Source organism: Georgenia sp. AZ-5, assembly GCF_043952095.1.
Classification (GTDB): Bacteria; Actinomycetota; Actinomycetes; order Actinomycetales; family Actinomycetaceae; genus Georgenia.
The window spans coordinates 3,702,439-3,718,458 of record NZ_JBINOU010000001.1; the positions used below are offsets into that span (position 1 = coordinate 3,702,439).

The 16,020-nt window shown below is 75.8% G+C and carries 13 protein-coding genes; 7 read left to right on the top strand and 6 right to left on the bottom strand.

What is annotated here, in order from left to right; all coding sequences use genetic code 11:
• Positions 1-24 precede the first annotated feature (24 nt).
• From ACF0H8_RS17220 to ACF0H8_RS17250, 7 genes are all read left to right on the top strand, one after another.
• Positions 25-606: a GtrA family protein gene (locus ACF0H8_RS17220; RefSeq protein WP_395290104.1), complete on the top strand. Its 582-nt coding sequence runs from the start codon at positions 25-27 to the stop codon at positions 604-606.
• 234 nt (positions 607-840) lie between these two features.
• Positions 841-1,161 (top strand): hypothetical protein, encoded by a 321-nt coding sequence (locus ACF0H8_RS17225; protein WP_395290105.1) that lies wholly within the window; start codon positions 841-843, stop codon positions 1,159-1,161.
• Between the two features lie 28 nt (positions 1,162-1,189).
• Positions 1,190-2,491, top strand: a complete 1,302-nt coding sequence (locus tag ACF0H8_RS17230; RefSeq protein ID WP_395290106.1) for a hypothetical protein — start codon at positions 1,190-1,192, stop codon at positions 2,489-2,491.
• Positions 2,488-4,095 carry a hypothetical protein gene (locus ACF0H8_RS17235; RefSeq protein WP_395290107.1) on the top strand — a complete coding sequence of 536 codons (1,608 nt, stop codon included), beginning with the start codon at positions 2,488-2,490 and terminating at the stop codon, positions 4,093-4,095. The genes ACF0H8_RS17230 and ACF0H8_RS17235 overlap by 4 nt, the downstream gene beginning before the upstream one ends.
• Positions 4,092-5,744 carry an ATP/GTP-binding protein gene (locus ACF0H8_RS17240; protein ID WP_395290108.1) on the top strand — a complete coding sequence of 551 codons (1,653 nt, stop codon included), beginning with the start codon at positions 4,092-4,094 and terminating at the stop codon, positions 5,742-5,744. The genes ACF0H8_RS17235 and ACF0H8_RS17240 overlap by 4 nt, the downstream gene beginning before the upstream one ends.
• Before the next feature lie 181 nt (positions 5,745-5,925).
• Positions 5,926-6,420 carry a hypothetical protein gene (locus tag ACF0H8_RS17245; RefSeq protein ID WP_395290109.1) on the top strand — a complete coding sequence of 165 codons (495 nt, stop codon included), beginning with the start codon at positions 5,926-5,928 and terminating at the stop codon, positions 6,418-6,420.
• 1 nt (position 6,421) lies between these two features.
• Positions 6,422-7,987: a M23 family metallopeptidase gene (locus ACF0H8_RS17250; protein WP_395290110.1), complete on the top strand. Its 1,566-nt coding sequence runs from the start codon at positions 6,422-6,424 to the stop codon at positions 7,985-7,987.
• A gap of 377 nt (positions 7,988-8,364) precedes the next feature.
• On the opposite strand, the gene ACF0H8_RS17255 is transcribed toward ACF0H8_RS17250, so the two are convergent.
• From ACF0H8_RS17255 to ACF0H8_RS17280, 6 genes are all read right to left on the bottom strand, one after another.
• Positions 8,365-9,723: a hypothetical protein gene (locus tag ACF0H8_RS17255; protein ID WP_395290111.1), complete on the bottom strand. Its 1,359-nt coding sequence runs from the start codon at positions 9,721-9,723 to the stop codon at positions 8,365-8,367.
• Between the two features lie 651 nt (positions 9,724-10,374).
• Positions 10,375-11,697, bottom strand: coding sequence for an ATP-binding protein (locus ACF0H8_RS17260; protein ID WP_395290112.1), 1,323 nt, complete (start codon positions 11,695-11,697; stop codon positions 10,375-10,377).
• Positions 11,698-11,703: 6 nt separating this feature from the next.
• Positions 11,704-12,390 (bottom strand): response regulator transcription factor, encoded by a 687-nt coding sequence (locus ACF0H8_RS17265; RefSeq protein ID WP_395290113.1) that lies wholly within the window; start codon positions 12,388-12,390, stop codon positions 11,704-11,706.
• A gap of 168 nt (positions 12,391-12,558) precedes the next feature.
• Positions 12,559-12,807 carry a hypothetical protein gene (locus tag ACF0H8_RS17270; protein ID WP_395290114.1) on the bottom strand — a complete coding sequence of 83 codons (249 nt, stop codon included), beginning with the start codon at positions 12,805-12,807 and terminating at the stop codon, positions 12,559-12,561.
• Positions 12,808-13,393: 586 nt separating this feature from the next.
• Entirely contained in the window at positions 13,394-14,902 is a 1,509-nt protein-coding gene (locus ACF0H8_RS17275; RefSeq protein WP_395290115.1) for an adenylate/guanylate cyclase domain-containing protein, read from the bottom strand.
• Positions 14,903-15,055: 153 nt separating this feature from the next.
• Positions 15,056-15,895 (bottom strand): biotin--[acetyl-CoA-carboxylase] ligase, encoded by an 840-nt coding sequence (locus tag ACF0H8_RS17280; protein WP_395290116.1) that lies wholly within the window; start codon positions 15,893-15,895, stop codon positions 15,056-15,058.
• Between the last annotated feature and the right edge of the window lie 125 nt (positions 15,896-16,020).

The following is a 16,020-nucleotide window of genomic DNA, read 5'->3' on the forward strand; positions in this document are numbered from 1 at the left end:
GATAACCGCGGATACCCTGCAGGGGTGACCACGTCCCGCACCGAGGACGCCGAGCAGGCGTCCGCCGCCGGCGGCCCCGCCCCGGCGGCCGGCTCCGCGGGGAGCGTTGGTGCGGGTGGTGCCCTGCTGCGCCGGCTGGGACGCGGGCAGAGCCCGCGGGCCTGGCTGGCCGAGCTGGTCCGGTTCGGTGCGGTGGGCGGCGTGGCGTTCGTCGTCGACGTCGGCTTGTTCAACCTGCTGCGGTTCGGCCCCGGTGAGGTGCTGGGCCACAAGCCGCTGACCGCCAAGGTCATCTCGGTCGCCGTCTCGGTGCTGGTGGCCTGGCTGGGCAACCGGTACTGGACCTTCACCGGCACCCGGCGACCCTCCCGCGCCCGCGAGCTGACGATGTTCGTGCTGGTGAACCTCGGCGGCATGGTCATCGCCGTCGGCTGCCTGGCGGTGAGCCACTACGTCTTGGGCCTGACGTCGCCGCTGGCGGACAACATCGCCGCCAACGGCGTGGGCCTGGTCCTGGGCACCGCGTTCCGGTACCTCTGTTACCGCTACGTCGTCTTCACCGGCGATTCTCCACCGGCGCTCTCGCAGCGCCGTCGCAGGTGGTAGGCGAGGGTCGCGGCCCCCAGCGCCAACCCAGATGGGCACGCGAGACCGCACGGCGGACCGCCCGCAGAAGTCTCCGCTCGGAACCCTCCCGCACGCGCGAGCCGCGTGAGATCCTGCCGACGAGCCGCGGGCGCCGTCCGTCGGCGGCATGAGCCACGCAGCGAGGGGCAGCCGTGACCGTTGAGCACCGCACCGTGCCGGCGCTCGCCGGCGCGGGCACCGTCGGAGGGCGCCGTGCTTGACCAGCTCAGCGCCCGGGTGATGGCGGCCGGCGCCTCCATCGAGAACCCGATCGACGGGATCCTCCCCGACTTCACCGTCTTCGGGGCCGAGTTCACCCAGTGGTGGCAGAAGGTATTCGCGGCCGTGTGGGCGCTGGCCCTGCTGGCGACGATCTTCTTCCTGCTCCAGGGCATCGTCGTGATGGCCAATGCCGGGGACAACCCGCACCTGCACAGCCGGGGCCGCTCCCGCGCCGTCGTCGCCGGCGTCTCGCTGGTGTGCGTCGCGGCCTTCGGCGTCATCGTCGGCGCGATCCTGCAGGTCGCCAGCTAGGACCCAGCGAACCCGGGGGGAGGTCGACGTGGCAGCGAACGCCACCTTGAGCGCCGTGCCGGGCGCCGTCGCGCCCCCGCCGCCGGTCGCCACCTTCGACACCGACCCGCTGGCCTTCCTCTTCGCCAGCGTCAAGGACGCGGCGCACGGGCTGGCCGGCGACCTGCTGCCCTGGCTGCTCAGCGCCACCCAGCCGGACCTCAGCGCGGCGTGGTTCCTCGAGGCCTACCGCATCTCCTTCGCCGTCGCCGTCTTCCTCTGGGCCGTGCTGCTGCTGTGGAACCTCGTCCGGGCGGCGCGGCGGCTGATCAGCGGGCCGGAGCTCGCCGAGTCCTTCACCACCTACAGCCTGCTGTTCCTGGGCGGCGCCATGTACGGGCCGGCCGCGGGCTGGGTGGTCGTGCGGTTCTTCGGGGCGCTGAGCCAGTCCCTCATCGGGTGGGCCTCGGGCGGGTCGACGACGGCCGCGGTGGAGGGGCTGAGCGCGACCATCGACGCCACGGAGCCGGGCGGGATCGTGGGTGGCGTCGTCGTCGCGCTGATCCTCATGTCGCTGATGGTGCTCGGGCTGCTGCTGGTGGCGCTGGTCCTCACGGCCGCGACGATCACCCTGTACTTCACCGGCGCGCTGCTGCCGCTGGCGCTGGTCTGGCTGGTGGACCCGGCGCACCGGCGCACGGGCACCCGGCTGCTCATGGCCTGGGTCGCGGTCCTGGCCACCGCGCCGCTGCTGTTCTTCCTGCTCGGCGTGGCCCTGCGGCTGACGGCGGCGCAGACCGGGGCGCCCACCACCGACCCGCGCATCGCCCAGCTCGCCGCCCTCTCGGCGGCCGCGCTGGCGATGATTCTGGCGGCGCTCGCGCCGTTCCTCCTGCTGCACCTGGCGCCGCTGCGGGCGCCCGCCTGGCCGGCCGCCGAGGTCCCGGCCCGCGCGGAGCCGGCGCCCACCGGCGAGTCGGTGGTGGCGCGGGTCGCGCGGCTGCAGGCCGACCGGCCGGCCGACGCCGCCGCCGGCACGGTGCTGCCCCTGCTGGCCAACACCTACCGGCCGCTGCCGGCCGAGCCGGGGCCGGTGCAGCGGGCGGCGATGGCCCAGCACTCTCGGACCCGCCTGGCGCCCGGGGCCGCGCGTGCGGCGCCGGAGGCCGAGGCAGGCCCGGACACCGGCCGTCCGCCGGCGGCCGACCTGGCCCCACGGACCGGCCGTCCGCCGGCGGGCGGCGACGTGGCCCCGGCGACCGGCCGCCCGCAGGCGGGCGGCGCCGAGCCGGCACCCGCGGACGGGAAGGGCCCGGCGGACGCGAGCGCCGACGGCGGGGGTGAGCGATGACCCGCACGTCCGTCCTCGGCGGGGAGAGCGGCCACCGCAGCTTCTTCGGCGGCTCCGTCCCGCACAGCCGGCTCGTCGCGCTGCTCGCGGCCGCCCTCGCCGGCATGGTCCTGACCATCACCGTGGGCACCCCCGGCTTCGTCGTCGGCGCGGTGCTCGTGGTGGCGGCCTGGCTGGTTACCTCCCCCACCGTGCACGGCTCGCTCGCCGAGCGGTGGGTCGCCCGCCGGCGCTGGCGCGAGCGCACCCGCACCGGCACGGTGGCGTACCTGCCCTTCGACCAGGCGCGCTGGCACGAGCTCGGCACCCGCCGCCGGCACCGCCGGGCCGCGGCACGCGAGGCCGCCGCCCTGCGGGAGCGGCCGGACGGCGCCGAGGGCATGGGCTGGCTGGACCTGCGCCCGGGCCGGCCGGGCATCGCCTGGCACGCCCCGACCGGGGAGGAGCCGTACCTCTCGGTCGCCTTCGAGGTCGCCGGGCAGATCCGCGGCATCGAGTCCGAGCACGCCGTCGAGGCCGACCAGATCGCCTGGGGCGCCTTCCTCGCCTCGCTCGGCAGCGAGGAGTCCCTCGCCCGCGCGGTCCAGACGCTCACCCGCGTCATGCCGCCGGACCCCGCCGGGCACGAGGCCTGGGTCGTCCGCCAGGTGGACGCCGACGCCCCGGAGGAGCTGCTGCGCTCCTACGACGACCTGCTCGCCGAGATGGGCCGGCGCGAGATGGTCCAGCGCCACTTCGTCGTCGTGCGCTGGCCGCTGACCGCGGCGTTCTTCCGCGCCGCCGAGCGCTTCGGCACCGGGCGGGACGGCTGGCGCCGGCTCATGGTCGAGGAGGTGGACGGCATCACCCGCGGGCTGCGGCGGGCCCGGATGGGCCGGGTGCGGGCACTGACGGCGCAGCAGACCGCCGCCGTCATCCGGCACATGCAGAACCCGCTGCGGCCCATCGACGCCCCCGGAGCCGACCCGGAGGTGCTCGGCCTGCCCAGCGTCGACGACTACTCCGCGCACGTGGTCCGCGACGTCGACCCGTTGACCGGCGAGGCGGTGGAGTGGTGGCACCGCACGGCGCTGATCACCGCGCGGGCGATGGCCACCGGGGAGCGCAACAGCCTGTGGGTCACGCCGCTGCTGTCCGGGATGCCCGAGCGGATCGTGCGCACCCTGTCCCTGCAGACGTGGATGGTGCCCGCCCGCGAGGCGAAGGCCACGGCGCGCCTCGACGCCACCAGCGACCACTCGGAGCTGCTGCGCCGCCGGGAGGCCGGGCGGCTGCTCGACGACGAGAGCGAGGCCTCCCTCACCGCCGCGCAGCGACGCCTGGAGGACCTGCGCCCGGGCACCCAGCACCACGGCGCGGAGTGGCTGGGCCACCTGACCGTCTCGGCGCGCTCCCGGGGCGAGCTCGGCCAAGCCGTCCGGCTGGTCGCGGCGACCGCCGAGCGTGGGCTCGGCATCGAACGGCTGGAGTGGCTGGACACCTACCAGGCCGCCGCCTCGGGCTGCACCTGGCCCATCGCCCGCGGCATGCGGCCGCCCGAGCCCACCACCGCCCAGCGGCTCATGCGGTCGCTGACCGGGCACGGCGCACGGGAGGCGCTATGAGGCTCTCGCGCAAGGACCGGCGCGGCCGCGCCCGCGCCGGCGAGGTCGGCGCGGCGGTGGCGGTGGCCGCCCAGACGGAGGCGACCGGGCTCGCCCGGTCCGGGCAGGACACCGCGCGGGGACGGCTCCGGGCGGTCGACGACGTCACCGATGCCACCGCGGCCGGGCGCGCGGAACCCGAGACAGCCGCGGCCGACGGCGACACCGAGGCGTCCACGGAGGCGACCACGCCGGCCGCGCCCGCACCGCCGTCGGGCCGGAGGCGCCGCAACATCTTCCGCGCCCCGGCGACCGCCCCCGGCGACGGCGAGGGCCGGCCGCCGTGGGAGGCCCGCGGCTGGCCCGCGCGGCCAAAGCTCCGGCGCGCCAGGCGCGGCTACTACGCCCCCCTGCACCGCGGCGCGCCGACCACCACCCGGCAGGCCGAGGTGCTCAGCACCGCCGTGGTCGCCGACCCCACCGACGCCGAGGGCGTGGCCATCGGCCGGGACTGCCTGTCCAACGCCGTCGTCGCGCACGACCCGTTCACCGCCTACGCCAAGGGCGTGATCTCCTCCCCCAACGTGCTGGTGCTCGGCGACGTCGGCGCCGGCAAGTCCAGCCTGCTCAAGACCGTCTACGTGCTGCGGACGCTGACCCTGGTGGGGCGCCGCTCGGTGGTCTTCGACAAGAAGGACCGCGGCGGGGAGGGCGAGTACTGCGCGCTCGTGGAGCGCTACGGCACCGCGCCGCTGCGCTTCTCCCTCGAGCCCGGCGGCACCGTGCTCAACCTGCTGGACCCGGTCATCACGGGCGGCACGGGCACGAAGAACCAGGCGCACCTGCTGCAGGTGGCCGCCGAGCTGGCGCAGGGCGGCCGGCCGCTGGACCAGTGGGAGCGCGAGGCGCTGCGCAGCGCCTACCGCCTCGCCATGCGCGCCGCGGAGAGCGACGGGCGCATCCCGGTGCTGCCGGACGTGCTCGCCCAGGCGGGGCACGCCGCCCACGACGCCGCCTATGCGGACCTGAGCCCGGCCGCCGTCGAGCGGCTGCACGAGGCCGGGCTGGGCGTGCGGTTCCTCCTGGCGGGGCTCCTGGAGGAGTACGGCGGCATCTTCGACGGGCCGACGTCGAGGTGGGTGTCCCTGAACGAGAAGCTCACGAGCTTCGACGTCTCCCAGCTGCCCGACGACGGCCCCGCCGTCCCGACCGTCATGGCCATCGCGAACATGTGGCTGCTGGGCACGCTCCGCCGCGAGCGCGGCCGGTTCACCAACCTCATCGCCGAGGAGGGCTGGCACCTGGTGGGCGGGCCGAACGCCCAGCTGATGCGCGCCAACACCAAGCTCGCCCGCGGCCTGGGGCTGGCGCTGGTGGTGGCCATCCACAAGATCGCCGACATCCCGCCCGACTCCCCGGCCATGACCGTCCTGCAGGAGGCGCAGACCATCCACTGCTACCGCCAGTCCCGCGCCGACGACATCGCGCGGGCGGTGCACGACTTCGGCCTCGAGCCGGGTCTGGCCGCGACGCTGCCCGCGCTGGGCGACGGCTTCCACCTGTTCAAGCGCGGGCGCGACCCCGAGGTGCTGGTCGAGCACGTGCGCTCGCGGTTCGAGACCGGGCTGACCAACACCGACGAGGCCATGACCCGTGGTGGGCGGGCGTAGCCGGCGGGCCGGGCCGCGCGCACGGCCGCCCGGCGCGGGGGGCGTCGGCGGGCCCGTGGCAGCGTGGGCAGCGGGGGCAGCGGGGTCAGCGAACGATCCCGCGGCGGCGGCCGCCCGACCGGGGCTCGGGCCTTCCGCGGCGGCGGCCGCCCGACCGGGGCTCGGGCCTTCCGCGGCGGCGTTGGTTGTCGGGCTCACGGCCCTCCTGGCGGGCTGCTCGCCCACCGGGCCGCCCGCCTCACCGACCGCCACACCCGCGCCCTCGCCGTCGGCCACCGCGACGGGCGAGGCCGAGCCCCTCGAGGAGCTGGCCGGGCAAGAGCAGGCCGACGCGCACGTCCCGCCCGCCTGGGACGCGCCCGCCCGGGCGGACGCCGAGGCCCGCGCCGCGGAGTTCATGCGCGCCTTCGCCCGGCCGGACCTGCCCGCCGAGGAGTGGCTCGACGGCCTGCGGCCGCTCATGGCGCCCGAGGCCCGCGACTACTACGCCGCCGTCGACCCGCGGCAGGTGCCCGCCTCCGCCGTCACCGGCCCGGCCACCGCGCAGGAGACCGGGTCGGCCTACCTGGCCACCGTCGTCGTGGGCACCGACGCCGGCGACTACGCCGTCACGCTGACCCGCACCGCCGACGGCGAGCCGTGGCTGGTCCAGCGCGCCGAGCCCGCGGGCGGGTGAGATGCGCAAGCTGCTCGCCGTGGTCCTCGTCCTCGCCGTGCTGGGCGGGGGCGGGCTCGCGCTGGTGCTGTTCGTGGGGGCGGGCCTGCGCGCCCGGCCGCAGGCGTGGTGCCAGCCGGGCGGCGCCGGGGTCGTCGTCGCCGGGGTGCCGGGCGGGGAGGTGGCCGGGTACGCCGGGGAGCAGCTGCAGAACGCGGCGACGATCGTGCGCGTCGGCGAGGAGCTCGGCTTCGACCCGTGGGGCCAGACGATCGGCGTGATGACGGCCATGGGCGAGTCCTCGCTGCGCAACCTGCCCGTGGGCGACGACCTGCACGGGGTGACCAACCCCGACGGCACCCCGACGTCCTCCCTCGGCCTGTTCCAGCAGCAGGACTGGTGGGGCAGCCGGGCCGACCGGCTCGCGCCCGCCCGCGCGGCCGCGCTGTTCTTCGAGGCGCTGGACGAGGTGCCGGGCTGGCGGGACCTGGAGCCGACCATCGCCGCGCACCGCGTGCAGCGCAACGCCGACCCGCACCACTACGCCCGGTACTGGGACGACGCCGTCGCGGTGGTCGCCGCGCTGGCCGCCGGTGACGCCACCACGCCTCCAGCTGCCGCGGCGCCCGCTGCTACGGCCGCTCCCGCCGCGCACGCGGCGGCCGGCGGGATCCCCGCGCCGGCGCCGGGCGGGTCGGCTGCGGCGCCCGACGGGGCGGCACCCGGCGAGCCCACGGACGCCGCGACGCCGACCCAGCCCGGCTCCTACGACCTCGGGCCGGTCGCCCCGCACACCGCGGCGCTGGCCGAGGAGATCGGCCGGCGGTTCGGCGTCGCGGAGGTCGGCGGGTACCGCGAGACCGCCATCGACAGCGGCGGTCACCCGGCCGGGCTCGCCGTCGACTTCATGACCCACGACGACGTCGCCAAGGGCGACGCGATCGTCGCCTACGCCGTCGAGCACGCGGCGCGCCTGGGGGTCGACTACATCATCTGGCGCCAGCGGATCTGGTTCGCCGCCGACCCGCAGGCCGGCTGGCAGCCCATGGCGGACCGGGGCAGCCCGACGGCGAACCATCTCGACCACCCGCACATCAACCTCAGCCCGGTGCCCGGCCCTGGCGCCGGCGCGCTCACCTGCCTGCTCGCCTCCAGTGTCCAGCCCGCCGCCCTGGGGACCGGGCAGTGGGTGGCCCCGGTCGACGCGCCCGTCACCTCCCCGTACGGGCCGCGCGAGGCGCACGGCGGCGCCTTCCACATCGGCACCGACGTGGCCGCCGCCTGCGGCACGCCGATCTACGCGGCGGCGGAGGGCGTTGTCACCTACGCCGCCGGCCCGCACCGGGGGCTGACGGGGTCAGTGGTGTTCGTCGACCACGGTGGCGGGATCGAGACGTCGTACAACCACATGGAGCGGGGCGGGGTCCTGGTGCGCCCCGGCGACCGGGTCGCGGCCGGGCAGGTCATCGCGCTGGTGGGTAACGACGGCAACTCCACCGGCTGCCACCTGCACTTCGGGGTCTACGCCGACGGGCGGCACACCGACCCCGAGCCGTTCATGGCCGCCGCCGGCGCACCGCTGGGCTGAGGACCGTGCGCGGCGGCCTGGCCCGCGGCCGCACCAGCCCCGGCGCACCGGCCACCTCCGGCAGCAGAGGCGGCGCTGTGGAGGCCAGGTCGGCGCCGCAGCGGTGCCGCGAGCGTCCACGCGACGTCGTGGCTGCGGCCCATGCGTTCGGCGTGGTGTCAGCAAACCGAGTCTGGCGACAGCCAGGCGCGCCCAGCGTCAGCAAAGCAGGTATGTCACCAGAGAAGATCAGCCGCCAGGTCACCAGAGGAAGGGCAGCCGCCCGTCGCCGTCGGAAGAGCAGCAGCCGCCCGTCACCGTCGGAAGAGCAGCAGCCGCCCGTCACCGTCAGAAGAGCAGCAGCCGCCCGTCACCGTCAGAAGAGCAGCAGCCGCCCGTCACCAGAGGAAGGGCACCCGCCGGTCTCCTGCGGTCGTGAGGTGCGCCAGCGCGAGCATGACGCCCGCGGCGCCGCTGCGCACGGAGAGCGCGGCCATGCCGGTCGGCGCAGCCACCCCAGGCGCCGCCGCGAGGGTGAGCGGCTGGAGGAAGGGCCGCACCCTCGCGAGCCGCTCGTCCGCCGTCTCCCACGGGCGTGCCAGCAGGTGCTGCACCGCCAGCACGGCGCTCCCTCGGCCACGGGACAGCCCCGGCCGCTCGATGAGCTGGGACTGGGCGGCGGCGACGATGGCGTCCCGGGCCTCGGCCACCCAGGGGTCGTCCAGGTGCGCCACTGCCCGGTGCAGCGCGACGGCGACGCCGATGCTGCCCTCGGACAGGGTGCCCGGCGTGGTCCACCGCGGGCGGGGCCGGAAGGGCCGTCCCTGCGGCGGGCCCCACCCCAGCAGGTTCAGGTCGTGCCGCAGCGCCCCCGCCACGGGCTCCAGCAGCGTCTCGTCGTCGGTGAGCTCGTAGGCCTGGAGCAGGAACAGCGCCGCGCCGGACGCGCCGTGCATCAGCCCGGGCCGCCCCGGGAGGCGCCCGTCGCGAAGCTTGGGCGTCAGCATCGCCGCGATGGTGTGGACGTCGGTGATCGCCTCCAGGGCGTGGGCGCGGTGCGAGCGCTCGAGCAGCGCCAGCCCGACGCCCGGCAGGCCGTCGGCGACCGTGACCCCCAGGCCGCCCAGGGGCGCGAGGTCGAGGGCCCGCCAGAGCGCGGCGGCGTCGGACCTGCTCCCCAGCTTGTCGAGAGCCAGCGCCCGGCCGCTCAGCCCGGTCGCCAGGCCCAGTCCCGGCCGCGGCGCGGTGCGGACTGCGCTGACCAGCGCCTCGCGAAGCTCCTCCGACACGGTCACCCCGGTCTCTGCCAGGGCCCACAGCACGCCACCCAGCCCCTCCCACAGGCTCGGGTCCATCGGCTCGCCGGCGCGGGCGGCGTCCCGCACGTGCGCGACCGTCGCGGCTGCGATCGCCTCGGTCAGCGTGGTGACGAAGCCCCGGAGCCGGTCCGGGCTCGCGAGGCCCGCCGTGGCGGCGGCCGCGTCGGGCACGTCCAGCCACGGCAGCGCCATCCGGTCGGCGTCCTGGGGCCACACGGAACCGACGACCATCGCGGCCCGCGGCGGGGAGGCGAGGTGGTGGTCCGCGGCGCCGCCGGCCGAGCTGCCGGAAGCGCGGGTGGCGGGGGCGGCGGGGGTGGCCGCGGTGGCCTCGGGAACGTCGGCCCACGGGGTTCGTCCGGGGGTACGAGCCCCGGCCCTCACGCCCTCGAATCGCTCCGCCTGTACGTCGGACCCGTCACCACTGGAAATCTGCACACCGGACGGTATAGACGAAGAAGACTCCCGGGCGCATTACGGACCCTTTCTGTGCTGTTTCTGCCCGGAGAGGACTGCCGCCGGCCGCACCGCCCTCACCTGCACGTTGGGTCGGACAAGCACCGACGTGCCGGTGTGCCGTGTGAAGTTTCCCTCCCACCAGACGAGCCGTTCGGCGATAATTCGGACGACAGAACGAATAAAGGGCGGCATTTCGACGCCCTCGCGGCCGACGCTGCCCTCGGGACCGGGCGTGACCTCCACGCCGACCTCGCAGCCGCCCTGGGGACCGGGCGTGACCTCCACGCCGCTCGCAGCGGGGAGCATCCGTCAGGCTATGCCTGACGAAGTTTTCCCGACCGCCGAGACGCCCGCGCCGGGAGGTGCCGCGACAACGCAAGACTCCTCGGCAGGCCTCGGAAGCCGCGCGAACGGTCGCGGCCGTCCGGAATCCCTCGGGACCGGGCGTGACGTCCGCCCCCGCAGCGGGGAGCATCCGTCAGGCTATGCCTGACGAAGTTTCCCCGACCGCCGGGAGGGGCCGGCTTCGGTCAGCAACGGCCGGCCGGCGGCGGGCCGCCGCGTGGCGGGGCGTCAGCGACGCGGCGGGGCCTCAGCCACGCGGCGGGGCCTCAGCCACGCGGCCGGGCGTCAGCGGCGCCGCCGCCGGCGCCCGACCGACACCAGCGCGCCCTGGGGCAGCACGACGTCGGGGTCCAGCGACTTGGGCACGGCGTTGTAGAAGATGGTGAACACCGGCGGGCGGCGCTGGCTGAGCTCCAGGCGGCCGCCGTCGGCCGCGACCAGGTCCTTGGCGAGCGCGAGCCCGAGGCCCGTGCCGGAGCGGCCGGAGACGTGCTTGGTGAAGATGTCCGGCGCAAGCTCGTCGTCGACGCCCTCGCCCTCGTCGGAGACGGCGATGAAGACCCCGTGGCCGGCGGAGGCGGGCCGGGTGACGACCTTGGTGGTGCCGGCGCCGTACTTGAGCGCGTTCTCCAGCAGGGTGGCGAGCACCTGCGCCAGCGCCCCCGGGGTGGCCAGCACGGCCAGCCCCGCGGCGTCGTCGAGCACGAGCTCCCGCTTGGCCTTCTTGAAGGCCGGGCCCCACTCCTCGTGCTGCTGGGCGAAGACCTCGTCCAGGTGCACCGCCTCGGTGGTGCCGCCGCCGGCTGAGCGGGAGGTCTTCAGCAGGTCGTCGACCACGCCGGTGAGCCGCTCCACCTGCTCGAGGGAGACCCGGGCCTCCTCGCGCACCTCCTCGGAGTCGCTCAGGGCGAGGATCTCCTCCAGCCGCATGGAGAGCGCCGTCAGGGGCGTGCGCAGCTGGTGGGAGGCGTCGGCGGCGAACTGCCGCTCGGCGGCGAGCCGGCCGGCCATCCGGTCGGCGGTGCGCACCAGCTCGGCGGCGACCAGGTCGATCTCCTCGATGCCGGAGGGCTTCAGCCGCGGGCGCACCTGGCCGGAGCCGATCTGCTCGGCGGAGGCGGCGAGGTAGATCAGCGGCGCCGAGAGGCGCCGCGCCTGGCGGTTGGCCACCAGGATGCCCACGCCGAGGGCGATGGCGGAGGAGCCGATCACCAGCAGCACCACCTTGGCCGCCGCCCACTGGATCTCCGTGGCGGCCACGTCCATGCGGACGGTCGCGCCGGAGGGGGTGATCTGCAGCGAGCGGACCACGCTGTCGGTGAACTCGGGGCCGGCTCGGAGCTCCTCGCCGGCGGGGCTCTGCACGAGGATGGCGGCCTCGAGGTTCCTCTCCCCGCCCACCCACGGCTCGAGCATCTGGACGTCGAGCTCCTCGTCGTTGACGAGGCGCCGCTCGACGGAGCGGCCGAGGGAGGAGACGCGCTGCTCGAGCGCGGCCTGCTCGCGGTCCCACACGAAGATCGCGCCGAAGACGGCCATGGGCACGCCGAGCAGCACGACCGCGACGGCGACGGCCGCGATGATCATCTGGACCGCGCGGCGGCGCACGGTGAGCTAGTCCCCTGTCGTCTCGAACCGGAAGCCCATCCCCCGCACGGTGGTGATGTACTTCGGGTCGTTCGCGTCGTCCCCGAGCTTGCGGCGCAGCCAGGACACGTGCATGTCCAGGGTCTTGGTGGACCCGGTGGGGTCGGTGCCCCACACCTCGCGCATGAGCGTCTCGCGGCCGACGACGGAGCCCGCCTCACGCACCAGCACGCGCAGCAGCTCGAACTCCTTGGCGGTCAGGTGCAGCTCGCGGGTGCCGCGAAAGGCGCGGTGCGCGGCGACGTCGACGCGCACGTCCTGCGCGGTGAGGTCGCCGTCCTCGCTCACCTCGCCGCCGGCGCGGCGCAGCAGCGCCCGGACGCGGGCGAGCAGCTCAGCCAGGCGAAAGGGCTTGGTGACGTAGTCGTCCGCGCCGGCGTCGAGCCCGACGACGAGGTCGACCTCGTCCGCGCGGGCCGTCAGCACGAGGATGGGAAGCGTCAGGCCCTGGTTGCGGATGTGCCGGGCGACGTCCAGGCCGTCCATGTCCGGAAGGCCCAGGTCGAGGACGACGAGGTCCGCGCCGTTGCCCAGGTCGTCCAGCGCGGCCTGCCCGGTGCCGTGCGGCCGCACCTCGTACCCCTCCCGTCCGAGGGCCCGGGCCAGGGGCTCAGCGATGGCGGGGTCGTCCTCAACGAGCAGCACATTGGTCACGGCGTCATCCTAGGGCAGATCGTCAAGGTTCGGTCAAGCGCATGTCACAACCGTGCGTCGTCGCAGGTCAGAGCGGCACACATGCGGATTGTCGGTGCCACGCCCCGGCATCCGGAAGGCCGCACGAATTGCGAGGCGCGCACATCGCCCCGCCGGCGGCCCCGAATCTCAGGCGACGAGGCCGTGGTCGGGGCCCGGCTGCTGCGGGAGATCAGCGGTCTCCTCCGTGCCGGGACCCGCCGGTTCCGGAGCGACGAAGACGTGCCGCAGCGGGCCGCGATGGCGCACCAGCACGCTGCCGGTGAAGGGGTACATGCCCGGGGTGTGGAAGTGGGCGCGCGTCGAGCGCCACTCGCCCTCGGGCTCCTTCTGCCAGATGACGCCGGCGGCGTCCGCGACCGCGGCGCCGGCTCCCATCTGGTCGAGGACGTCCGCCGTGAGGCACGGCAGTCCCGGGCGGGCGTCGGGGACCGCACCCGGCGCGACGCGCCGGCCGTGCGGCCTGGCGGGCGCGTCGGCGGGAGCTGAGCCGGATCCCCGGGCGTGTCCGGGCGCACTGGGTTCGGCGATCCTGCGACCTTCTCGACCGAACTGCACCTGCATCTTCCGACAACCTTCCTTGCCCAGCCCGTACATCGTCTACATCGGTTGCCGCCACGCCACCATGAGCGGTCCCCGGCCCGCCCCCGCGCCCACGATGTGGCGGCCGGCAGTCCATAACTGCCCCGGCACGCCAGCGGGTCGAGCAAGGCCGCGATCCCCTGTGAGCCGGCCGCTGCCGCGGTGCTGCGACCGGCTCCAGCCGGGTGTCTGCGCCGGCACCCGCGCCTGAGGCGCGATGGAGACGTGCCCTGTCTCACCACGGCGGGACCGGCGGGTACCCGCCTCGCACCACGCGGCCGGTCATGACTAGCGGGGGTGTGCCGGTGGCGTCCCATGAGGATGGCCCGTGGGGGCTGGCTCAGCCCGGGGGCGGACGACGGCGTGCTCCGTGCGAGCGACGTCAGTCGGGCAGGCGGCGCAGCTCGATCGGCCGGACCTCGCCCAGTCCCTGCAGCTCGACGCCCTCCCGGGGCACCATCGTGTACTGCCGCGCGGCGGGGCTCGCGGCCAGGGCGTCGGCGGTGGACTGGTCCGTCAGGACGCTGCCCGGCGGGGCGACGTCCACCAGCCGCGAGGCGAGGTTCACGGTGGGCCCGAAGACGTCGCCGTTGCGCGAGAGCACCCCGCCCCACACCACGGAGGCCCGCACCGGCAGCATGTTCTCCTTCGCCTGCAGCGCGCGGATGAGCTTCACGGTGACCTCGGCCGCGGTGGGCAGGTCGTCGGCGACGTAGAGGATGGCGTCGCCGATGGTCTTCACGACCCGGGCGCCGTGCGTGGTGATGACGTCGCGGGAGGTGTACTCGAACGTCTGCACCAGGTCCGCGAGCGCGCTCGACCCCAGCTCGGTCGACCGGCGGGTGTAGGCCACCATGTCCACGAAGCCCAGGCCCCGCTGCAGGGGCATGTGGTACGGGTCGGCGGGGGCATGGTGGCTCTGCGCCACCTCGGCGTCGGTGCGGGCGATCAGCGCGGCGAGCTGCCGGCGCCAGGAGTAGTCCAGCTGCGCCTGCAGCACGTCCACGATCGTGGTGATCTTGTCGAGCACCACGAGCCGCGCCGAGACGTCGTCGAGCTGGCGGCGCCGCGCCGTCCCGTCCACGAGGGCCTCGGTCTGCCACAGCGCGAGCCGGTCGGTCATGTGCGACTGGGCGCGAAGGAGCGAGATGGCGGTGGTCTCGTCGATCACGTCGGCCTCGATGAGGGCGGCCATGACCTTCAGCGCCTGCACGTCGCTGTCGCCGAAGAGCACGGTGGTGTCCCGCACGTTCGGGAACCCCATGGCCTTCCAGAAGGTCCGGGCGAACTCCACGCTCACCCCGGCCTTCTCGGCGAGCTGGACGATGGTGAGGTCCGGGGTGCCGCCGAGCAGGCGGTCGATGCGCGCGGCCACGGTGGACGACAGCGGGTCCTGGGTGTCGGGGACGTCGATGCCGTCGTCGAGCCCGTTGCTGCCGGGGGCCGGGAGAGTGCCCGCGGGCGCCGGCCCGCCCGGGTCCGCATGAGCGCCCGAGCCTTGCGAACCCGGGTCCGCCCCAGCGCTCGTGCCGTGCGAGCCGGCGTCCGCCTGGAGGCCCGAGCCTTGCGAACCCGGGTCCGCCCCAGCGCTCGTGCCATGCGAGCCGGCGTCCGCCTGGGCGCCCGAGCCTTGCGAACCCGGGTCCGCATGAGCGCCCGAGCCTTGCGAGCCCGGGTCCGCCTCAGCGCTCGTGCCGTGCGAGCCGGCGTCCGCCTGGCCGCCCGGCAGCTGCTGACCGGCGTCGGCCTGGCCGCCGGCCGGCTGCGGCGCGGGCGCCGGCTCGGGCTCCGCGGGGCGCGCCTGGCCGGCGGGACCCGTGCCCGCCGTCGCCGGCGGGACCGGGTTCGCAGAGGTCGACCCCGACGCGGTCCAGCCAGTCTCCGTGCTCACCTCCCGAGGGTAACCCGGGTCACAAGCGACTCGTCCGGGAGCCGCGGGATCCCGCCGATTCCGGACACCACGAAATGGTGGCCGCGCGGGGCAGATGGCTCCTCGCCACCGGGCACGGCGGCCGCCTGTCGGCGTCCCGTGCCCGCCCCGCCGTCAGGCGCCGGACGTCCGCACGTGGAGCACGTCCCCCGCCTGGACACTGCGTTCGCCGGCGGCGGTGCGCACCACCAGGTGCCCGTCCGCGTCCAGGCCGGCCGCCGTCCCGGTCAGGACCTCCCCACCCGGCAGCTCGGCGCGCACCTCGCCGCCGAGGGTCACGCACACCTCGCGCACCTCGGCGGCGAGGCCGGCCGCCTCCGCGTCGCCGTCCGCGGCCTCCCACCGCTCGAGCAGCGCCGCAAGGTGGCGGCCGACGCCCTCCAGCACCTCTTCCACGCCGGGGCGTACATCGCTGTCCGCACGCGCCGCCGCCAGGTGCAGCGACGTCGCCCAGGCGACCGGCAGCTCGGTCTGGGCGACGTTCACGCCCACACCCAGCACGACGGCGGGGCGGGCGAGGTGGTCCCCCGCCGCCGGCGGCGGCAGCGCCTCGGCCAGCAGGCCGGCGACCTTCCGGTCCGTGCCCCAGCCGGGCACCCCCACGTCGCCGGCGCCGAGCGCCAGCACGTCGTTGGGCCACTTGATGCCGGTACGCACCCCGGCCAGCTCCGCCGTAGCCCGCTGGACCGCCAGGCCCCCGAGCAGCGTCACCCATGCCAGCCGGTCGGTGGGGACGCGCGGGCGCAGCAGCACCGACGCCGTGAGCGCGGTGCCGGGCGGAGTGACCCAGGTGCGCCCGGCCCGCCCCCTTCCGGCCTCCTGGGACCGCGCCACCAGCACCGACAGGTGCGGCCAGGCCTCGGGGTCGGCCCGCGCCGCCTCTCGCAGGTCGCTGTTGGTCGAGCCGGTGCGCTCCACCCGCTGCACGCGGGCGAAAGTGGTGTCGTCGTGCATGTGGTCAGCAAACCACTGACGCGGCACGGGGTCGGCCGCACGACCGCGGGACGGACCCGCCGACCAGCGGGTTGTCGGAACCCCACAAGTGCCCCCGCCCAGACACAAAGGAGTGTGCAACGAGG